The sequence below is a fragment of the Ensifer sp. YR511 genome, from assembly GCF_900103045.1.
Classification (GTDB): domain Bacteria; phylum Pseudomonadota; class Alphaproteobacteria; order Rhizobiales; family Rhizobiaceae; genus Ensifer; species Ensifer adhaerens.
On record NZ_FNGR01000002.1, the window covers coordinates 89480 to 109056 of the forward strand.

Annotated in this window: 17 protein-coding genes and 1 riboswitch; of the genes, 4 read left to right on the forward strand and 13 right to left on the reverse strand. The window is 61.6% G+C overall.

Features of this window, described 5'->3' with window-relative positions:
- Positions 1 to 123: 123 nt before the first annotated feature.
- Positions 124 to 600 (forward strand): MarR family winged helix-turn-helix transcriptional regulator, encoded by a 477-nt coding sequence (locus BLU15_RS04925; protein ID WP_034803611.1) that lies wholly within the window; start codon positions 124 to 126, stop codon positions 598 to 600.
- Positions 601 to 695: 95 nt separating this feature from the next.
- Here BLU15_RS04925 and BLU15_RS04930 read toward each other — a convergent pair whose 3' ends face one another.
- The 9 genes from BLU15_RS04930 to BLU15_RS04970 all read right to left on the reverse strand — a co-directional run bounded on the left by BLU15_RS04930 (position 696) and on the right by BLU15_RS04970 (position 13306).
- Positions 696 to 2903, reverse strand: coding sequence for an esterase-like activity of phytase family protein (locus tag BLU15_RS04930; RefSeq protein WP_176960268.1), 2208 nt, complete (start codon positions 2901 to 2903; stop codon positions 696 to 698).
- Between the two features lie 67 nt (positions 2904 to 2970).
- Positions 2971 to 3885 carry a DMT family transporter gene (locus BLU15_RS04935; protein WP_060606660.1) on the reverse strand — a complete coding sequence of 305 codons (915 nt, stop codon included), beginning with the start codon at positions 3883 to 3885 and terminating at the stop codon, positions 2971 to 2973.
- Positions 3886 to 3972: 87 nt separating this feature from the next.
- Positions 3973 to 4155: riboswitch (FMN riboswitch) on the reverse strand.
- Between the two features lie 124 nt (positions 4156 to 4279).
- Complete coding sequence (gene hupB / locus BLU15_RS04940) at positions 4280 to 4555, reverse strand: DNA-binding protein HupB (protein WP_034803616.1); 276 nt, start codon at positions 4553 to 4555, stop codon at positions 4280 to 4282.
- 220 nt (positions 4556 to 4775) lie between these two features.
- Positions 4776 to 7196, reverse strand: a complete 2421-nt coding sequence (gene lon, locus BLU15_RS04945; RefSeq protein ID WP_060522188.1) for an endopeptidase La — start codon at positions 7194 to 7196, stop codon at positions 4776 to 4778.
- Positions 7197 to 7580: 384 nt separating this feature from the next.
- Positions 7581 to 8858 (reverse strand): ATP-dependent Clp protease ATP-binding subunit ClpX, encoded by a 1278-nt coding sequence (gene clpX / locus BLU15_RS04950; protein ID WP_034803621.1) that lies wholly within the window; start codon positions 8856 to 8858, stop codon positions 7581 to 7583.
- A 284-nt stretch (positions 8859 to 9142) separates the two neighbouring features.
- Positions 9143 to 9775: an ATP-dependent Clp protease proteolytic subunit gene (locus BLU15_RS04955; protein ID WP_034803630.1), complete on the reverse strand. Its 633-nt coding sequence runs from the start codon at positions 9773 to 9775 to the stop codon at positions 9143 to 9145.
- Between the two features lie 287 nt (positions 9776 to 10062).
- A complete protein-coding gene (locus BLU15_RS04960) occupies positions 10063 to 11622 on the reverse strand; it encodes a phospholipase D family protein (RefSeq protein ID WP_090294531.1) in 1560 nt (519 codons plus the stop codon).
- A 19-nt stretch (positions 11623 to 11641) separates the two neighbouring features.
- Positions 11642 to 12499 (reverse strand): endonuclease/exonuclease/phosphatase family protein, encoded by an 858-nt coding sequence (locus BLU15_RS04965; RefSeq protein WP_090294533.1) that lies wholly within the window; start codon positions 12497 to 12499, stop codon positions 11642 to 11644.
- 159 nt (positions 12500 to 12658) lie between these two features.
- A complete protein-coding gene (locus BLU15_RS04970; RefSeq protein ID WP_090294535.1) occupies positions 12659 to 13306 on the reverse strand; it encodes a VOC family protein in 648 nt (215 codons plus the stop codon).
- Between the two features lie 205 nt (positions 13307 to 13511).
- Here BLU15_RS04970 and BLU15_RS04975 point away from each other — a divergent pair, with 205 nt between their 5' ends.
- Positions 13512 to 14750 (forward strand): cytochrome P450, encoded by a 1239-nt coding sequence (locus BLU15_RS04975; RefSeq protein ID WP_090294536.1) that lies wholly within the window; start codon positions 13512 to 13514, stop codon positions 14748 to 14750.
- Positions 14751 to 14785: 35 nt separating this feature from the next.
- On the opposite strand, the gene BLU15_RS04980 is transcribed toward BLU15_RS04975, so the two are convergent.
- The 3 genes from BLU15_RS04980 to BLU15_RS04990 form a co-directional block, all read right to left on the reverse strand.
- Positions 14786 to 15130: a cupin domain-containing protein gene (locus tag BLU15_RS04980; RefSeq protein WP_090294538.1), complete on the reverse strand. Its 345-nt coding sequence runs from the start codon at positions 15128 to 15130 to the stop codon at positions 14786 to 14788.
- Positions 15131 to 15180: 50 nt separating this feature from the next.
- Complete coding sequence (locus BLU15_RS04985; protein WP_060580876.1) at positions 15181 to 16464, reverse strand: O-acetylhomoserine aminocarboxypropyltransferase; 1284 nt, start codon at positions 16462 to 16464, stop codon at positions 15181 to 15183.
- 204 nt (positions 16465 to 16668) lie between these two features.
- Entirely contained in the window at positions 16669 to 17097 is a 429-nt protein-coding gene (locus BLU15_RS04990) for a CoA-binding protein (protein WP_090294539.1), read from the reverse strand.
- 186 nt (positions 17098 to 17283) lie between these two features.
- Here BLU15_RS04990 and BLU15_RS04995 point away from each other — a divergent pair, with 186 nt between their 5' ends.
- Entirely contained in the window at positions 17284 to 18120 is an 837-nt protein-coding gene (locus tag BLU15_RS04995; RefSeq protein ID WP_034804240.1) for a DMT family transporter, read from the forward strand.
- Between the two features lie 3 nt (positions 18121 to 18123).
- Here the strand turns inward: BLU15_RS04995 and BLU15_RS05000 are convergent, their stop codons facing one another.
- Positions 18124 to 18945 carry an enoyl-CoA hydratase gene (locus BLU15_RS05000; protein WP_090294797.1) on the reverse strand — a complete coding sequence of 274 codons (822 nt, stop codon included), beginning with the start codon at positions 18943 to 18945 and terminating at the stop codon, positions 18124 to 18126.
- Positions 18946 to 19112: 167 nt separating this feature from the next.
- Between BLU15_RS05000 and BLU15_RS05005 the strand changes: the two genes are divergently transcribed.
- Positions 19113 to 19544, forward strand: a complete 432-nt coding sequence (locus BLU15_RS05005) for a PaaI family thioesterase (protein WP_034803663.1) — start codon at positions 19113 to 19115, stop codon at positions 19542 to 19544.
- Positions 19545 to 19577: the final 33 nt, after the last annotated feature.

Sequence of the window (19577 nt, forward strand, 5' to 3'; positions counted from 1 at the left end):
TCTTTGTCGGCGATGGAGTTACCGTGAAACGCCGGAGGTTTGTGTCGACAAATGCGGCAATTATAACTATCACTAATGTTACTGCCATTTCACATGGCACCTCATGAAATTCCAGCGACGATCATGAAGAAGACATTTGAAGTTTCCGATAGACTGTTCGAGCTTTACCACCGGGTTCACCGGCTGGTGAACGAATCGATGACCGAGGAAGGCGTGTCGCTGGCGCGCAGCAAGTTCCTCTTCTTCCTCAGCAAGCTCGGCCCCTGTCGTTCGACCGACATCGCCTGTGCGCTGAACTTCGCGCCGCGCACCGTCACCGAAGCGATCGACGGCCTGGAGCGTGACCGCCTGGTCATGCGCAAGCCCGATCCTGAAGACCGGCGCGCCAAGATCGTCTCGATCACCGAAACGGGCCGCGTCGTACTGGAAGCCGCAGAGCATCCGCGCAAGCAGCTGCTCGAGGAGATCTTCTCGGCCCTCGACGACGAAGAACTCGACGCGCTCTTTGATATCGTCGGCAAGCTGGTCGACCGGACGGACGAGATCCGTAAGCGCAAGGATGAGGCCGAAGAGGCAGCGCAGATCGCGATCGCCCGCTAGGAGCGTTCTCGCTCGTCGCAAATCACAAGTGCCGAAACAGAAAGAGGCCGGGACGTCATGTCCCGGCCTCTCCCGTTTTCTCCGGGCGGTAACGCTTACATCGCGTTGATGGCGCCAATGGAGAAGAACAGGGTTTCGCCAGAGGAGTCGTCGACGCCGTCATTGTCGGTGACGACATAGCCGTTGCCGGCGGCATCGACGGTGAAGCCTTCGACCTTGTCGACGACGTAGCCATTCAGCGCCTTCAGTTCCGGAATGAGGTCACGAACCTCTTCCTTCTTGACGACGGGCAGTTCACCGCCAAGGGCAGCTGGCTTCAGTTCCGAGAGCGCAACGCGATAGATCGTCTTCAGCTTGGCAGCCTGACCGATCAGGTTGTCGCGCTCGATGACATAGGCATAGTCGCCGTGGACGGAAATTTCCGACAGACCAACCCAGCCGTCACCGGCCTTTTCGAGTGGGTAGCGCACGGCGCCCCATTCTTCGCTCTTCAGGTTGTAGGAGACGAGCTTGACGAAGCCCTTCTCGTCATCCTTCCATTCGCGCTGAACCGCCATCCACAGCGTCTGCTCGTCGCCTTCGCCTACAACGGTGATGCCTTCGAAGCCAAAGCGGGTTTCGCCGGCACGCAGCGCTTCCGGCAGGGCGATTTCCTTCTTGATCTCGCCCTTCTTGTTCACGTGGAAGATCGCGTGGCTGTAGAGCTTGTCGGAGTTGCCTTCCGACGCAAGCCAGAAGCCCCCTTCCCCGTCATTGGCGATGCCTTCGATGTCGAGCTTCTGCGCCGGTGCGCCATCGCGGGTGATGGCGAGCGCTTCGGTGATCAGCGCCGGCTTCTGGGTGGCGTCGATGGTGAAGATCGTGGGCTGCGACGAGTAGACCGAATCGTTGACGGCGCGCAGGAAGCCGGGCTTGTCGGCGACGGCAGCGAGACCGGAGAGTGCGCCGAAGCCGATCGGCAGGCCATCCTTCTCGGCGGAGCGGATCTGCGGATAGACCGCTTCGCCCTCGGCACGCTCATAGATCATCACGTGCGAGCGCGCGCCGCCGTCCTCGACGAGATCGACTTCGTTTGCGGTCGCAAACAGATTGCGCGCGGGGATCGCGACGGCGCCTTCCGGCGAGATGCCCGACGGCAGGAGCTGCAGCAGCTCAGGCTCGGCGCCCGTATCCTTGTAGACGCCGACGATCGAGGCACGCTCGGACAGAACGAAGAACAGGTTGTCGTCACCGAACTTCGCCGCTTCCAGGCCCTCGGGCTCAACGCCCTTGGCCGAAGAGCGCTTCTCCGGATAGTGGCCGATGGCGGCAATCGCATGCTCCAAGCTCGCGCCCGATTCGAAGAGCACCTTGCCGGTGGTGTCGAAGATCGTGAAACCGCGCGAACCGCCTTCATAGTCGCCTTCGTTGGCAACAACGATGCGGTTGTCGTCGAGCCACTTCACCGCGTCGGGCTCGCGCTTGCGGCCCGGCTGCTCGTCCTTGAAGGCAATCGCGCCGTTGCGCTTGGTGTCGATGTTCTTGAGGTCGACCGTGCCGGCAGAGAAATGCGTCTTCACCGTTCCTGTCTTGCCGTCGATGATGACGATGTGGTTGTTCTCCTGCAGCGTCAGCGCGATCTCGTCCTTGCCGTTGAAGGAAACGAATTCCGGCTCCGGGTCTTCACCGGCGATTTCGGCAAGACCGGTCAGCGTCACGCGCTTCAGCGAACCGCAATCGGCAACACCATCCTTCAAAGACAAGATGACGAGGTCGCCGGCCGGCATCTGCGGGATCTTGCCGTCGTTCAGCTCTTCATCGCGCTCGTTCTCGATGGCGATGGCCGCCAGCGTGCGGTCCTTGTTGACGGCGATCGAATCCGGCTGGCCGCCGAGATCGCAGGTCGCATCGACTTTCTTCGAGGCCAGATCGACGATCGCAAGAAGCCCCGAAGGCTTGACGTAGCTTTCGCGCGTGTTGACCGCGACGAGTGCCTTTGCACCGGCGATGGTGACCGAGGTCGGCTCGCCGTCAAAAGAGACCGTGCCGGCTGCCTTCGGCGCCTTGGCATCGGTGATGTCGATCAGGCCGACGCGCTTGCCGGGGCTGTCGGAATAGACAAGCGTGTTGCCGTCTTCGCTGGCCGTGATGATTTCGGCAGATGTCGGCGCCTTGCGCGCATCGCCTTCCGGCAGGTTATCGGCAACAGCAAAGGATGCAATGCGGTTGAAGACGGGCTCGGCCGCCGCAGGAAATGCTGCGGATGCAAGAAGAACGGCCGCAAGCGCGGTCACGCGCGAAGTGATGGTCATGAAATCCCCCATGTGCGAACACTGAAAACATGGGGGTTCTGCGCGATGCCGATGACAGCCGAATGACAACGCTTGGGTTTTACACCGTTCCGGTTGCAGGCGCGGCGCGCTCGCGCCGCATCTCGTTGCGCATGATGAACAGCGAGGCGCCAAGGATCAGCACTGCGCCGACCCAAAGATATCCTGTCGGCGCGTAACCGAAGACCAGCCAGCCCGCAAAGACGTTAAGCGGCAGCTTCAGATCGTCGAAGGGCTGCACGTAGGCAGCGTCGGCAACAGTATAGGCGAGCGTCAGCAGATATTGTGCGACTACGGTCAGTATCCCGGCGAGAAGCAGGAAGCCGAGTGCTGTCCCATCCGGCATGGTGAAGCCGGCCGAAAGCGCGATGGCGCCGTTGATCGGCGTCAGAAGCACAAGCAGCCATACGGTGATCGTTTCGGGGCGCTCGATACTTGTGAGGCTCTTGGTGATGAGCGACGAAGCGCCCCACAACAGCGCCGATAGGATCGGCAAAAGGGCGGCCCAGCTGAAGCTGTCCGACCACGGTTCGAGAATGATCATCGCCCCGGCGAAACCGACCGCGGTCGCGGCCCAACGCGCCGCGCCGACGCGTTCGCCGAGAAACAGGCGGGCGCCGAGGATGATGAAGAACGGCGAGGTCATGACCAGCGCGATCGCCTGCCAGATCGGCACGTGCGCCAGACCGGAGACCCAGGCCCCCACACCGAAGGCGGCCAACACCACGCGCGCGACGTGACGCCAGGGATAGTCGGTGCGCATGGCCGACAGCCCGACGCGTCGCAGAAACGGCAGTGAGAAGAGGAAGGCGAAGGCATATTGCCAGAACGCCATGGCGGTGGCTGGAAAACCGAGCTTCATCGTCAGCCATTGGGTGACGACATTGAGGCCGGCGAAAGCGATCCCGGCCAACACCATGAAGCCGGCTCCGGCCATGGCGCGCGAGGAGGAAAAGCCGAGGGAAGTCTGATTCATGTCATGCACCCTGAAAGCGGACCAAACACAAATCAGGACGCATGAGCGCACGGCACGACGCCGGGCATCCCTGCCCTTCGTGCCAGCGACCATTCTCTTTCATCCGGACTATGACCGTCGGCTCCGGAGTTGCACCGGATCTGCTGACCCTCTCCCCAAAAATCGAGGAAAGGCGCTCGCGGGCTTGGGCCACCTTCGCGCGTCTCCAAGACGCCGCGCTGTCATGCCCTTACCGCCGGTGGGGACTTTCACCCCGCCCTGAGAATGGGCAAGCCCTAGAGCAAATGACGGACACCCGCAAGGGCTGCCCCCAAAATGCGAAAGGGTCCGGCTTGCGCCGAACCCTCGAATACCTGGACTGCCGGCCTCGTGTCCGGCCGCCAAGCAAATCTCATCAGCCGTTGACGGCATCCTTCAGGCCCTTGCCGGCCGTGAACTTCGGCACGTTGCGTGCCGGGATGTCAACTTCCGCACCCGTGGACGGGTTACGGCCCTTCGAGGCTTCGCGGCGCGAAACCGAGAAGTTGCCGAAGCCGACCAGGCGAATGTCGCCGCCGTTCTTCAGCTCAGCCTGGATGGTCTCGAAAACTGCATCAACTGCAGAAGATGCGTCGGTCTTGGAAAGTCCGGCCTTCTCAGCAACGGCAGACACGAGCTCATTTTTGTTCATGTTTCCACCCCTTTCAGATTGGTTCGAAACGACTGTGTTTTAAGGCGCGGCGGCTTGCGCTTCGCCCGCGTCTTGCCTTTCCCAATTGCGCCTAATCCCTTGGAATGCAAGGCTTGCAGGGCGCTTTTACAACAAAAAAGACCGGCCAATGGCCGGTCTTCCCAATTTTTCTGCAAAATGAGCGCCGCGCGAGCCGGCTGCACCCATTTTCAAGCCCCCGTCAGTGGGCGACGGAGGAGCCTGCTTCGTCCTGCGAATCAACCGGTGCTACGGTTGCCGGCTCGTTTGCCGGGTCCCAATCGATCGGTTCCGGCATGCGCACCAGAGCGTGTTCGAGCACTTCGCCCACCCGCGAAACCGGGATGATTTCGAGCGCGTTCTTCACGTTGTCCGGGATCTCGGCGAGATCCTTGGCGTTCTCTTCCGGGATCAGCACCTTCTTGATGCCGCCCCGCAGCGCTGCCAGGAGCTTCTCTTTCAGACCGCCGATCGGCAGCACGCGGCCGCGCAGCGTGATCTCGCCTGTCATTGCAACATCCTTGGAGATCGGGATGCCGGTCATGATCGACACGATCGTGGTTGCCATGGCGACGCCGGCCGAAGGGCCATCCTTCGGCGTCGCACCTTCCGGTACGTGCACGTGGATGTCACGCTTGTCGAACAGCGGCGGTTCGATGCCGAAGTCGATTGCGCGCGAGCGGACATAAGAAGCCGCCGCGGAAATCGATTCCTTCATCACGTCGCGCAGGTTGCCGGTGACGGTCATGCGGCCCTTGCCGGGCATCATGACGCCTTCGATCGTCAGAAGCTCGCCGCCGACCTCAGTCCATGCGAGACCGGTGACAACACCGATCTGATCGTCACGTTCGGCTTCGCCGTGGCGGAAGCGCGGAACGCCCAGATAGTCGTTGATGTTGGCAGCGTTCACTTCGACCTTCTTGGCCTTGCCCTTGATGATCTCGGTCACGGCCTTGCGGGCGAGCTTCATCAACTCGCGTTCGAAGTTACGCACACCGGCTTCGCGGGTGTAGGTCTGGATGACCGCCATCAGCGCGCCGTCTGTGACCGAGAATTCCTTCGGCTGCAGCGCGTGGTCGCGGATCGCCTTCGGCAGCAGATGCCGCTTGGCGATTTCCAGCTTTTCCTCTTCCGTGTAGCCGGCGATGCGGATCACTTCCATGCGGTCCATCAACGGCGCCGGGATATTCAGCGTGTTGGCGGTGGTGATGAACATCACGTTGGACAGGTCGTATTCGACCTCCAGGTAGTGGTCCATGAAGGTCGAGTTCTGTTCCGGATCCAGCACCTCGAGCAGCGCCGACGACGGATCGCCGCGGAAGTCCTGGCCCATCTTGTCGATTTCGTCGAGCAGGAACAGCGGATTGGACCGCTTCGCCTTCTTCATCGACTGAACGACCTTGCCCGGCATCGAGCCGATATAGGTGCGGCGGTGGCCACGGATCTCGGCTTCGTCACGAACGCCGCCCAGCGCCATGCGCACATATTCGCGGCCGGTCGCCTTGGCGATCGACTTGGCGAGCGAGGTCTTGCCGACGCCCGGAGGGCCGACGAGGCACAGGATGGGGCCCTTGATCTTGGTCGAACGCGCCTGCACGGCGAGATACTCGACGATGCGCTCCTTGACCTTGTCGAGGCCGAAATGATCGACGTTGAGCACTTCCTCGGCATGGTTCAGGTCGGTCTTGATCTTCGACTTCTTGCCCCAGGGCAGGCCGAGCAGCCAATCCAGGTAGTTGCGAACGACGGTGGCTTCCGCCGACATCGGGCTCATCTGGCGCAGCTTCTTCAGCTCTGCATCAGCCTTTTCGCGCGCTTCCTTGGAAAGCTTGGTCTTGGCGATACGCTCTTCGAGCTCGGCCATCTCGTCGCGGCCGTCTTCGCCGTCGCCGAGTTCCTTCTGGATCGCCTTCATCTGTTCGTTGAGGTAGTACTCGCGCTGGGTCTTCTCCATCTGGCGCTTGACGCGCGAGCGGATGCGCTTTTCCACCTGCAGGACGGAGATCTCGCCTTCCATGAAGCCGAGCGCCTTTTCCAGGCGCATCTTCACGCTGGTGGTCTCCAGCATTTCCTGCTTTTCGACGATCTTGATCGACAGGTGCGAAGCAACCGTGTCGGCCAGCTTCGAATAGTCCTCGATCTGGCTGGCAACGCCGACGACCTCGGGAGAGATTTTCTTGTTGAGCTTTACGTAGCTTTCGAATTCGGAGACGACCGAGCGGCTGAGCGCCTCGATCTCGACCGGATCTTCCTCCGGCTCGCTCAGGCTATGCGCCGCAGCCTCATAGAATTCCTCGCGCGGCGTGTAGCCGTCGATTTTGGCGCGCGCGCGGCCCTCGACCAGTACCTTGACGGTGCCGTCGGGCAGCTTCAGCAGTTGCAGAACGTTGGCGATTGTGCCGACTTCGTAGATCGCGGACGGTTCCGGATCGTCGTCGGTGGCGTTGATCTGGGTGGCAAGCATGATCTGCTTGTCGGTGCCCATGACTTCCTCAAGCGCACGGATCGATTTTTCGCGGCCGACGAAAAGCGGCACGATCATATGCGGGAAGACTACGATGTCGCGGAGCGGCAGGACCGGGTAGGTCGCGCTTTCAGTCGCCGGTGACGTTTTGTTCGTCATGTCATTTCCTTTCCGTCCCGATTTCGGGCCCGTATCCGGGAGCCCTAAAGGCACTCCCGGCTGTCATATTTTCCACATGAAAGTGGAGTGCGACCGCGTCCATTTCAAGGCTCGACGCAGACATCCACAAACAGTGGCCGGGTCCTTCTGACTACGCATCAATGCTGTTGCGGACCTTGCGACGGACTACAAGCTCATGGACCGCAACCATTAAGGTCCTTCATTGAATCGTCACATCATTGCGTTGTTTGCGGCACTTTAGCAACAATCGAATTGTGAAATCTGCGCCCCGGCGCAGGTGTCTCAACAGCTAAGTGTGAACACATGAAGCAGACATGAAAAAGCCCGCACGAGGCGGGCTTCTCAAAGGATAATTCAGGACGCTCAGGCCGAAACGTTGGTCTTTTCGTCCGACCGTTCCGAGTAGATGTAGAGCGGCCGAGCAGCGCCCTTGACCACCTCGTCCGAGATGACCACTTCGCGCACGCCTTCGAGCGTCGGCAGCTCGAACATGGTGTCGAGCAGGATCTTCTCCATGATGGAGCGAAGGCCACGGGCACCGGTCTTGCGCACGATCGCCCGACGCGCGATCTCGCGAAGCGCGTCCTCGTGGAAGGTCAGTTCGACGTCTTCCATCTCGAACAGGCGCTGGTACTGCTTGATCAGAGCGTTCTTCGGTTCGGACAGGATCTGGATCAGCGCATCTTCATCGAGATCTTCGAGCGTCGCCAGAACCGGCAGACGACCGATGAATTCCGGGATCAGGCCGAACTTGACGAGATCTTCCGGCTCCAGTTCGCGCAGAACTTCGCCTACACGGCGATCCTCCGGCGAGCGGACCGTTGCGCCGAAACCGATCGAGGTCTTCTCGCCACGGGCGGAGATGATCTTGTCGAGGCCGGCGAAGGCACCGCCGCAGATGAACAGGATGTTGGTCGTATCCACCTGCAGGAATTCCTGCTGCGGATGCTTGCGGCCGCCCTGCGGCGGTACCGAGGCAACCGTGCCTTCCATGATCTTCAGAAGCGCCTGCTGCACGCCCTCGCCCGATACGTCGCGGGTTATCGACGGGTTGTCGGACTTGCGCGAAATCTTGTCGACTTCGTCGATGTAGACGATGCCGCGCTGGGCGCGCTCGACGTTGTAGTCGGCAGCCTGAAGCAGCTTCAGGATAATGTTCTCGACGTCTTCACCGACATAACCGGCTTCGGTCAGCGTCGTTGCGTCGGCCATGGTGAACGGCACGTCGATGATGCGGGCGAGCGTCTGGGCGAGATAGGTCTTGCCGCAGCCGGTCGGGCCGACCAGCATGATGTTCGACTTCGCAAGCTCGACGTCGCTTCCCTTGGCGGCGTGCGCCAGGCGCTTGTAATGGTTGTGAACGGCGACCGACAGGATGCGCTTCGCCTGCTGCTGGCCGATGACGTATTCGTCCAGAACCTTGATGATTTCCTGAGGGGTCGGAACACCGTCGCGGGACTTGACCATCGAGGTCTTGTTCTCTTCGCGGATGATATCCATGCACAGTTCGACGCATTCATCGCAGATGAACACGGTCGGTCCGGCAATCAGTTTTCGGACTTCGTGCTGGCTCTTGCCGCAGAACGAACAATAAAGTGTATTCTTCGAGTCACCGCCGTTGCTTCCGCTGACCTTGCTCATTTCCACTTCCTTCCAGCACGCCGGACACTTTCAAGATAAGTATCGCGGACCACTCAATTTGCCCTGAGCCTCAACCTCAAACAGGGCTTCCGGGAGTACTCACCGCCCCAGGCGTAAACGCCCGACGCAGTCGCAACGACTCTCCCAACTCCGAACGAACACTACGCTGACAGATTCCAACATAGCATTAATGGTTCATATTACCGGCTTTACCCTGTCGATAAAGCCCTTGAGCCATTACAATTGTGTCACAATTACATCTATCCCGACACAAATGCGCGTTATCAGGCCTGCTCGCCGCCCTCGATCTCTTCGCGCGAGGTCAGAACCTTGTCGACAAGGCCCCAGCTCAGAGCTTCGTCCGCATTCATGAAATGATCGCGATCGAGCGTCTGCTCAACCTCTTCATAGGTCCGTCCGCAGTGCTTGACGTAGACCTCGTTGAGGCGGCGCTTCATCTTCAGGATGTCCTTGGCGTGGCGCTCGATATCCGAGGCCTGGCCCTGGAAACCGCCCGAGGGCTGGTGAACCATGATGCGCGCGTTCGGCGTCGCGAAACGCATGTCCTTGTGGCCGGCGGCCAGGAGCAGCGAACCCATCGAGGCGGCCTGACCGACGCAGAGCGTCGAAACGGCCGGCTTGATGAACTGCATCGTGTCGTAGATCGCCATGCCCGACGTGACGACGCCGCCCGGCGAATTGATGTAGAGCGCGATTTCCTTCTTCGGGTTTTCCGCTTCAAGGAAAAGAAGCTGGGCGCAGACGAGCGTTGCCATCTGGTCTTCGACCGGGCCGGTCACGAAGATGATGCGCTCCTTCAGAAGGCGCGAAAAGATATCGTAGGAACGTTCACCGCGGTTGGTCTGTTCAACAACCATCGGCACCAGTGCCAGGGCGGTATCAACGGGATTTCTCATATCGAACCTTCATCAATCGGGTTCGCAAAACCTTTGCGAACCGGGAATCACGGGATTTACCTTCTGCTCCTACATAGAGTGTCAACACCCTTCACTTCAAGTCGCGAAGCTTCGATAAGCTTAATCGAAGGTCCGCTTTGCTTCGAAGTTCGGCCGTCCTCCACACATGGTTGGCGATAGAACATTTTTCCATCGATATCCTCGGTTGAGGCCATGGACGCAAACTCTGCACACAGGCTTCGGTGATATCGGTAAACGAAGGGGAAATCCGCGAACCTGGGCGCTGTTCACAGCTGCGACTCGATCGGCAGCACACGGATTACCCCGGCGATCATGCGCCTTGCCAGGCTGGCGTCCGGCTCGTGGCGCACCAGCCGCTCGGAGCCATTGGCGCGATCACGCCAGACAAGACGCGATCCTTCGATGTCGACCCGGTAGCTGATCGACGGCGAAGTTTCCTCCTCGAACATGGAAGCCAGTTCGCCGGCGAGTGCCGCATCCTGAAAGACGACGCCCATTTCCGTGTTGAGTGAAGCGGAGCGCGGATCGAAGTTCATCGAGCCGACAAAACCGTTCAGGCCATCGACCACGAACGCCTTGCTGTGCAGGCTCGCGTTGCGGCGTCCGAACAATGTCATGCGGTGTCCCTCGGCGACATCGCCCTGCTCCTTCAACTCGAAGAGCGCGACGCCGGCCCGGATGAGCTTCCGGCGATATTTGACATAACCGCCGTGAACGGCGGCAACGTCGGTCGCTGCAAGCGAATTGGTCAGGACCGCCACGCGAGCGCCGCGCGAAACAATGGCGGCGAGTTCCCGCGTGCCGGCAACGCCGGGAATGAAATAGGGCGAGATTATCCGCAAGTCCCGCGTGGCTGCCTCGATCAGCGGAAAGAGTTCGCGCAACAGCCAGTTCTGGCGCCGCTGCATCAGCGCCTTTTCCGGCGGATCGGATGCCACACGGATCTCGGAACTCCAGTGAAGCCGCCGTGTGCCTTGGTAGATCTCCGCCTCTTCAACCGCCTTGTCGACGCGCTCGAGATAGAACCGGCCTGCCGGCGTGCGCGCCAATCCTTCGACGGAATCGCGCAGTGCCGGCAGATACTGCTTGCGCGGCGTGCGCAGCGCCGCGATCGGGAGCACGGATGTGCTGTTCCAGTAGCGGTCGAACATGGCAGACGCCTGCTCCAGCACGGGTCCGACCATCCAGACATCGAGGTCACGGAAATTGGAGAGCTCGGCGGCATCGAAATAGGCGTCTCCGATGTTGCGGCCGCCGGCTATCGCAACGCGGCCGTCGGCTACCCAGAGCTTGTTGTGCATGCGGCGCGTGGCGCTGAAGGCGCGGATCGCCATTTCGAAGCCGCGGCGAAAGCGGTCGGTGCGCGCCCGGCTCGGATTGAAGAGCCGTACGTCGATATGGGGATGGGCGTCGAGCGCGATGCACATTCGGTCATGGATGCCCGCATTGATGTCGTCGAGCAGCAGCCGGACGCGCACGCCACGGTCCGCGGCGGCCAGGATCTCGCGGGCGAGAAGAAGACCGGTCAGGTCGCCCTTCCAGTAGTAGTACTGCAGGTCGAGGCTGCGTCCGGCGCGCCGTGCTGCGTGCGCTCTGACCACCAGGGCCTCGATATTATCGGAAACAAGCGCCACCCCATTGGCACCCGCCTGCCCCGCAACGAGCGGCGCCACATATCGGTCGAGCTCCGTGCCGGCATCGGCCAGCGGGAGTGCGCTTGACGGCGGCCCGTGCGGGCGGCGGCCGAACCGGCCGTAGACATAGAGAACCGTCGCCACAACCAGTCCGAGGATGGCGGCAACGGTGAACAGGATAGAGGATCCCATCGAAAACTCGCCCGTGCCTTTAGGCCGCCCCCGTACGCCCGGCTTCGAGCCGTCGGCCGTCTCTTTGTTCCGGCTGCGCCGCCTTCAGGTCGATCGAGGCCTTTACCGGCAGATGATCCGAGGCGATCCGCGCCAACGGCGAATCGTGCACGGCGACCGACGTCACCAGGCTATGCGGGTTTCCGAGCACACGGTCGAGCGGCAACAGGGGAAAGCGTGAGGGAAAACTGGCGACCGTCGCGTGGGACGGATCGAATACCGGGCTGAGGAAGGACAGCGATGAACGCCGCCCCATCCGCCATTCATTAAGGTCGCCGATGAGCAGCGTCGGCCGCCCGTTCGCGTCGGACGCTGCCTCGAGGATCGCCTCGGCCTGCTGGGCACGCGAATGCCGCAGAAGTCCTAGATGGGCGGCGATGATGCGCAGCGGCCCCACTTTCAGATCGAGATCGACGACCAGCGCACCGCGCGGTTCCACGCCGGGCAGCTTGAGCTGCCGCACGTCGGAAACGGCGCCCTCACGCAGCAGCAGGACATTGCCGTGCCAGCCATGCCCCTTGGTCGAAAAGCCGGAAATCGGCACCGAAACAAGGTGTGCCTCGCGGCGCAAATGCTCGAGATCGAGCAGACCGGCACGCTCACCGAACCGCTGGTCGGCCTCCTGAAGCGCGACGATATCTGCGCCCAACTCACCGATGACATTGGCGGTACGACCGGGGTCGAAGCGCCCGTCGGTGCCGACGCATTTGTGGATGTTGTAGGAGGCGATGACGATATCGCCACGGCTGACCGCGGCTTCGCGATGAACGACGGTGGGGCGTCTCTTGCGGATCGCAGCGACGATCCCCGCCGATAGACTGGACTGGTTTTTTCCCATGCCGCTCCCTGCTTGCTGGCCGCATCATGCGCAAATAGGTCGCCTGGTGCCACAGAAAAAGGGAGGAAAGCGGAAGTTTGTTCCCCGCGGATAGCACGCCTGGAGATACGGACGCCGGCAACAAACGCGCGCTACCGGCGCCCCTTCCCGCGCTTTCGTTCAATCGGCCGGCCCTGCAAACAGGATCAGATTTCCGTCGGGATCGAGCACGATAAACGTCCGTGCGCCCCAGGGTTCCGTGCGCAACGTTTGGTGAAAAAAGACCCCGGCCGACTGGTAGCTCAGGAACAATTGCTTGATGTCATTGGCGGTATCGAGGGCGATGGAGGCGGAAAGCAGGTGCTCGCGCTCCCGGATGTCGCCGACGAAGACGGGTTCGCAGACGAGACGCAGAGCGAGCCGAGCATTGTCCCGGATCACCTGCCCGTAGAAGGGCGGATCGCCGTAGACGAAATCGACCGCAAAGCCGAGCTTCTCGGTGAAGAAGTCGCACGCGGCGCTGATATCGGCAACGAACAACTGCGCGGCTGTCGATTGCAGCACCGGCTGCGGTGTGGCGGGTTTGGATTGCATGGTCATTGTCAGGGCTCCTGATTTGAGCGCCTGCCAACTGTCGAACCCCGATTGACGCGCGATCAGTTCCTGCGCGTCGGCGAGCTTGAACTCCGACTTGAGAATGGTCTCGTCGTCAAGATCGCGGAAGCGCGGCAAGGCAGCCCTGATCTCGGCTGCGACCGGATAGTATTGGTCGCGATGCCATCTGAGGTATTGCTTCGCCTGCTTCTTCAGGTTTTCAAGGTTTGGCATGGGCGCAACTACGGTCTGTGTTCCGTAGGCGGGCGTTGCCCTTTCAGCCCTCTGCCGATGCGCCCTACGCAGCCAGCAGAGATTGGCCGCCATGGCACGTGCTGTCAACGCCCCGATGGCCGCGGCTGCCGATATCCGCCCTTGCCGGCCGAACCGCGGTTCCCTTAGACATAGGGACCATTGAAGTCCGCGAAGAGCCGCTGCCATGCCTGCCATTTCCATCGACCGCACGCTGAGGCGCGTTTCCATCAACGCGCGCGATCCAGCCTTCTACCGTGATCCGCTCGCAGCCTATGCCGAGATCCATGCGCAGTGCCCGGCCTTCTTCTGGGAGGAACGTCAGCAATGGTATTTCGCCGGCTACGACCTGGTGAACGCGCTTTTGCGCGACCGACGCTTCGGCCGGCAGATACTGCATGTGGCGACACGCGACGAACTCGGCCTGCCGCTGCCGAAGCCGCATCTGAAGAATTTCGACGCGCTCGAAGAGCATTCGCTGCTGGAACTCGAACCACCGGCGCACACGCGGCTGCGCACGCTCGTCAACCGGGCCTTCGTCTCGCGGCAGATCGAACAGCTGCGGCCGGACATCGAGCAACTGTCGCATGCCCTCATCGACGGCTTTGCCGATGACGGCGAGGTCGAACTGCTGAAAAGCTTTGCCGAAACGCTTCCCGTGACCATCATCGCCCGCATGCTCGGCATTCCCGTCGAAGCGGCGCCCGATCTGCTCGACTGGTCGCATCGCATGGTCCGGATGTATGTCTTCAACCCGAGCTACGAGACCGAACTCGACGCTAACCAAGCCTCCGCAGATTTTGCCTACTATCTGCGCGGCATCATCGCCGAGAAGAGCCGCACCCCCGCAGACGACCTGCTGACGCACATGATTACCTCGGAAAAGGATGGCGAGCGGCTGTCGGAGGCGGAGCTGGTCTCGACCACCGCCCTCCTCCTCAATGCAGGTCACGAGGCGACCGTGCACCAGATCGGCAACGCGGTGAAGACAATCCTGCAATCCGGGCTTTCGGCGAAAGACCTGTTTGCTACGGAGACGGCAACCGCGCTGACGGTGGAGGAGTGTCTGCGCTTTGCGGCACCGCTGCATATTTTCCAGCGTTATGCGCTCTCGGATATCGAACTCGATGAAGGCGTCACTCTGCGAAAGGGCGACAAGATCGGCCTGCTGCTCGGAGCGGCGAATGTGGACCCGAAGAAGTTCACCGGACCGAACGCGTTCCGGCCGACGCGCGACGAAGGCGCCAATGTCTCTTTCGGAGCGGGCCTGCATTTCTGTATCGGCGCGCCGCTTGCCCGGCTGGAGCTCAATCTGGCGCTGCCTATCCTGTTTCAGCGCCTGCCGAACATGCGGCTGAAGAACGAGCCCGAGGTTAAGGACGCGTTCCATTTTCACGGCCTGGAACGCCTCGACCTCGTCTGGTGACGAGCACCGAAGACTGATCTCCGGTGCCCCGGCGATCACAGACGGATGACATAGTCCTTGCGGGTCGTCTCCACGACCTCCCAGGTGCCCTCAAAGCCGGGCCGCAGGATCATGCTGTCGCCGGCGCGCAGATACGCCGCTTCGCCGCCATCCTGCGTGACGATCGAATAGCCTGAGAGGATGTGGAAGTATTCCCACTCCTCGTAGACGATCCGCCACTTGCCGGGCGTCGATTCCCAGACCCCGGCATAGAGACCGCCTTCGGCCTCCTCAAGGTTCCAGGTCTTGAACTGCGGCGCGCCTGAGATGAGCCGGTCGGCCGCCGGCGTACCGATTTCCGCCTCGACGGTGGACAAGTCAAACTTCTGCATATTCGTCATCTTGGCACCTTTGCGAAGAGCGCGCTGACGCGCCCTTCGCGGCTAGTGTTTCAAAGCTTTGCCAACGACTGTTCGAGATCGGCGATGATGTCCGAGACATCCTCAATGCCGACCGACAGGCGCACGACGTCAGGGCCGGCACCGGCCGCCACCTGCTGCTCGGGCGTCAGCTGGCGGTGCGTGGTCGAGGCTGGGTGAATGACGAGCGAGCGCGTGTCGCCGATATTGGCGAGGTGCGAGAACATTTCCAGCCCCTCGACGAAACGCTTGCCCGCCTCGTAGCCACCCTTGAGCCCGAAGGTGAAGACGGCACCGGCGCCCTTCGGCGAATAGCGCTGCTGCAGGGCGTGGTTCGGGTCGTCCTCCAGCCCGGCATAGTTGACCCAGGAAATCTTGTCGTGCGTCTTCAGCCACTTGGCGACCGCAAGTGCGTTGTCGCAATGGCGCTGCATGCGCAGCGGCAGCGTTTCAGAGCCGGTCACCAGCATGAAGGCATTGAACGGCGAGATCGCCGGACCGAAGTCGCGCAGGCCGAGGACGCGCGCGGCGATGGCGAAGGCGATGTTACCGAAGGTCTGATGCAGCACGACGCCGGCATACTCCGGACGCGGTTCGGACAGCATCGGATACTTGCCGGACTTCGACCAGTCGAAGGTACCGCCATCGACGATGACGCCGCCCATGGAGTTGCCGTGGCCGCCGATGAACTTCGTCAGCGAATGCACGACGATATCGGCGCCATGCTCCAGCGGCCGCAACAGGTAAGGTGTGGCCATGGTGTTGTCGACGATCAGCGGCAAGTCGTGCTTGCGCGCAACCTCGGCGATGGCGGCAATATCAACGAAGGTGCCGCCGGGATTGGCGAGGCTCTCGATGAAGATCGCCTTGGTGCGCCGATCGATCTTCGCCTCAAAGGAAGCCGGATCGGCAGGGTCGGCCCAGCGGACCTGCCAGTCGAAGGACTTGAAGGCGTGGCCGAACTGGTTGACCGAGCCACCATAAAGACGGTTGGCGGCAATGAAATTGTCGCCCGGGCTCATGATCGTGTGGAAGACGAGGAGCTGTGCGGCGTGGCCGGAGGCGACGGCGAGCGCCGCCGTGCCGCCTTCGAGCGCGGCAATACGCTCTTCGAGCACTGCCTGCGTCGGGTTCATGATGCGGGTATAGATGTTGCCGAACTGCTGGAGACCGAAGAGTGCCGCCGCATGGTCGGTGTCGTTGAAGACGAAGCTCGTCGTCTGGTAGATCGGCGTTGCCCGTGCACCCGTGGTTGGGTCAGGTTGCGCCCCCGCATGGATTGCGAGCGTGTTGAAACCAGGATTGTCTTTCGTCATTTCGTCCCTCCCGTGACCAGAGCGCGGCCGCCAACCGGCGCGCCGGAGACGCTCTATCACCTTGAATCTACGCGTGAACCGCTATCGAACCTGCGCAGTTGCACGCGCAAGCCGCGGCACTATTCCAGAGCCTTCGCATGCGGTCAAAGAGGATTTTTCAAGAACTGACGGTTGTATGGTCCGCCGGCGATGTGCCGCCCGAGATCAGCCGATCAGGCGTGGGTACTCGATCGCCGGACAGCGGTCCATGACCACCTTGATGCCGGCGGCTTCCGCTTTCGCCGCAGCGCCGTCATGGCGCACGGAGAGCTGGCCCCAGATCGCCTTCGGCAGCGTCTCCAACGCGAGAATCTCGTCGACGAGCGCCGGCAGGGCGTCGGCAGCGCGGAAGACGTCGACCATATCGATCGGCTCCTTGATATCGGCGAGCCGGCCGACCACGGCCTGGCCCTGGATGCTCTTGCCGACATGCCCGGGATTGATCGGGACCACCCGATAGCCCTTGCGCAGCAGAAACGCCATGACCCGATGGCTCGGACGCTCAGGATTGGGCGAAGCGCCGACAAGGGCGATCGTCTTGGTCTCGCGCAGGATGTCTGCGAGATAATAGTCCGGGTAAGCGTCGTGGTTCATCTGCAGCTTCGGATCCGTTCGTGTTAAACGGTCGTATAATGATGGCGAGGCCGGCCAAGTCAACCGTGCGGCCCGCTCGTCCCCCGCCAAAGTTTGCCGCTTCCGCAAGACTTTCCGGTTGCTTTTGCGCCCGTGCGGCGCGACAAGCGTCTCAACGCCCGCTACACCGTTTCCGAGGTTTCAATCTTGCCGCTTGATGTCATTGCGCTCGTCCTGTTCGGGGCGTTGTTGCACGCGACCTGGAATGCGTTGGTCAAGGCGGGAACGGAAAAGTCGCTCGACGCTGCGATGATCGCGCTCGGGGCCGCAGCCGTCGCCATCCCCTTCCTGCCGTTCATGCCGTTGCCCAAACCGGAAGCGTGGCCATACATCCTGGTTTCGGCACTGTTCCAGTTCGCCTATTTCCAGCTCGTCGCCGCATCCTATCGCGCCGGCGACATCGGCCTTGTCTATCCGCTGATGCGCGGAGCGGCGCCGTTGATCGTCGCGATGACCAGTGGGGCGTTGATCGGCGAAAAGCTCACCTTCGGAACGATGATCGGTATCCTAACGATCTCTGCCGGGGTACTGACGCTCGCCTTCGAGTCGCGCAAGGGCGGCAAGAACGCGATCGTGCTTGCGCTGCTCAATGCCTGCGTCATCGCAAGTTACACCTTTGTCGACGGCATCGGCGCGCGCGTCTCGGGCAATGCGATCTCCTACACGCTGTGGATGGCGCTGCTGCCGCCGGTTCTGCTTTTCACCTGGGCCTTTGCCCGGCGCGGCATCAAGCCGGTCGCCCGCCACGTCTACAAGAACTGGTGGCGGGGCCTCATCGGCGGCGCCGGCTCGATCGGCGCCTATGGCCTGGCGCTCTGGGCGATGACCAAGGCGCCGGTTGCAACCGTCGCGGCACTCCGCGAGACCTCGATCCTCTTTGCCGTGGTGATCTCGGTCGTGTTCCTCAAGGAACCGGTCAGCGTCTGGCGCATCGCAGCGGCCTGCGTCATCGCGCTCGGCGCCCTGCTCCTGAAGCTTGCCTGAGCGTCAGTCTTCCTTCCATTCCGGCATGCGCTTGCCGAGGAATGCGCCGATACCGTCCTCGGCATCACGCGCGAGCATGTTCTCGACCATGACGCCGACGGCATAATCGTAGGCCTCTGGCAGGTCCATCTCCGCCTGGCGATAGAAGGCCTCCTTGCCGATCTTCAGCGCCTGTGGCGACTTCGAGGCAATGACTGCTGCGTATTTGTCGACCACCTGGCGCAGGTACTGCTGCGGTACGATGCGGTTGACGAGACCGAAATCCTTGGCGGTCGAAGCGTCGATGGTCTCGCCGGTGAGCAGCATTTCCATCGCCTGCTTGCGATGTGCCGCACGCGTGAGCGCGACCATCGGCGTCGAGCAGAAGAGGCCGATATTGACACCGGGCGTGCAGAAGGTGGAGCTGTCGGTGCAGATCGCGAGGTCACAGCTTGCGACGAGCTGGCAGCCAGCTGCCGTTGCCAAACCATCGATCTCGGCGATGACGGCCTGCGGCAGCCGGGTGATTTTCAGCATGAGATCGCCGCAGAGGCGGATCGTCCGTTCGAAGAAGGCCCTGCCCCGGTCGTCGTCTTCGCGGTGCGCAGTCATTTCTTTCAGATCGTGACCGGCGGAAAACAGCTTGCCCGTGGCGGCGAGCACGACGACCCTGATGTCCTTGGAGGTGGCGACCGCATCGAACTCGGCGTGCAGCGCCTCCATCATGGCGATCGACAGCACGTTGGCCGGCGGGTTGTTGAGCGTCAACCGCAAGACGGATCCAGACTGTTCACGCAGCAGCAGGCCGTTCGGCTCTTCCTTCTTGAACGACACAACGTCGGCTATCTTCTTCTCCTGAAACTTGAATTTGGTTGGTGGTACGCCGGCCACGCGTGCCGTGCAAGCCGACAGGCACACCCCGGTGACGCATTCCGCCTACGACCATTTTCCGCCTTGCGTCCGGCCACCAGCCGGTTTCAGGTGACGGACAGACATGTTGAAGGATAGAATGCATGACCATCGAGCCGATCATGACCGTCGACGACCTCAACCGATTTCTCGACACGGATTTCCCGCAGGTCCATACCGACGGCAAGGTCTTCCATGTCACGGCTGTTGGACCCGGCTTTGCCACCATGCGGCTCGATCCGAACGAACGGCATATCCGGCCAGGCGGCACGGTTTCCGGCCCTACGCTTTTCGCGCTCGCGGACGTCTCGGCCTATGTCGCATTGATCGCCCATATCGGACCGGTTGCGCTTGCCGTCACCACCAATCTCAACATCAACTTCCTGCGCAAGCCCGAGCCGGAACCGCTCGAATGCACCTGCCGCATCCTCAAACTCGGCAAGCGGCTCGCCGTTCTCGACGCGTCGATCGTCAAGGTTGGCGACGACGACCTCGTTGCACATGCCACAGCGACCTATTCGATTCCGCCGCGATAATTTGTGGTATCAAAATACCATACATATAACATA

Excerpts from the sequence above, each read along its gene's own strand:
- BLU15_RS04925 (WP_034803611.1), top strand. The coding sequence starts at position 124 with ATGAAGAAGACATTTGAAGTTTCCGATAGACTGTTCGAGCTTTACCAC.
- BLU15_RS04930 (WP_176960268.1), bottom strand. The coding sequence starts at position 2,903 with ATGGGGGATTTCATGACCATCACTTCGCGCGTGACCGCGCTTGCGGCC.
- BLU15_RS04935 (WP_060606660.1), bottom strand. The coding sequence starts at position 3,885 with ATGAATCAGACTTCCCTCGGCTTTTCCTCCTCGCGCGCCATGGCCGGA.
- hupB (WP_034803616.1), bottom strand. The coding sequence starts at position 4,555 with ATGAACAAAAATGAGCTCGTGTCTGCCGTTGCTGAGAAGGCCGGACTT.
- lon (WP_060522188.1), bottom strand. The coding sequence starts at position 7,196 with ATGACGAACAAAACGTCACCGGCGACTGAAAGCGCGACCTACCCGGTC.
- clpX (WP_034803621.1), bottom strand. The coding sequence starts at position 8,858 with ATGAGCAAGGTCAGCGGAAGCAACGGCGGTGACTCGAAGAATACACTT.
- BLU15_RS04955 (WP_034803630.1), bottom strand. The coding sequence starts at position 9,775 with ATGAGAAATCCCGTTGATACCGCCCTGGCACTGGTGCCGATGGTTGTT.
- BLU15_RS04960 (WP_090294531.1), bottom strand. The coding sequence starts at position 11,622 with ATGGGATCCTCTATCCTGTTCACCGTTGCCGCCATCCTCGGACTGGTT.
- BLU15_RS04965 (WP_090294533.1), bottom strand. The coding sequence starts at position 12,499 with ATGGGAAAAAACCAGTCCAGTCTATCGGCGGGGATCGTCGCTGCGATC.
- BLU15_RS04970 (WP_090294535.1), bottom strand. The coding sequence starts at position 13,306 with ATGCCAAACCTTGAAAACCTGAAGAAGCAGGCGAAGCAATACCTCAGA.
- BLU15_RS04975 (WP_090294536.1), top strand. The coding sequence starts at position 13,512 with ATGCCTGCCATTTCCATCGACCGCACGCTGAGGCGCGTTTCCATCAAC.
- BLU15_RS04980 (WP_090294538.1), bottom strand. The coding sequence starts at position 15,130 with ATGACGAATATGCAGAAGTTTGACTTGTCCACCGTCGAGGCGGAAATC.
- BLU15_RS04985 (WP_060580876.1), bottom strand. The coding sequence starts at position 16,464 with ATGACGAAAGACAATCCTGGTTTCAACACGCTCGCAATCCATGCGGGG.
- BLU15_RS04990 (WP_090294539.1), bottom strand. The coding sequence starts at position 17,097 with ATGAACCACGACGCTTACCCGGACTATTATCTCGCAGACATCCTGCGC.
- BLU15_RS05005 (WP_034803663.1), top strand. The coding sequence starts at position 19,113 with ATGACCATCGAGCCGATCATGACCGTCGACGACCTCAACCGATTTCTC.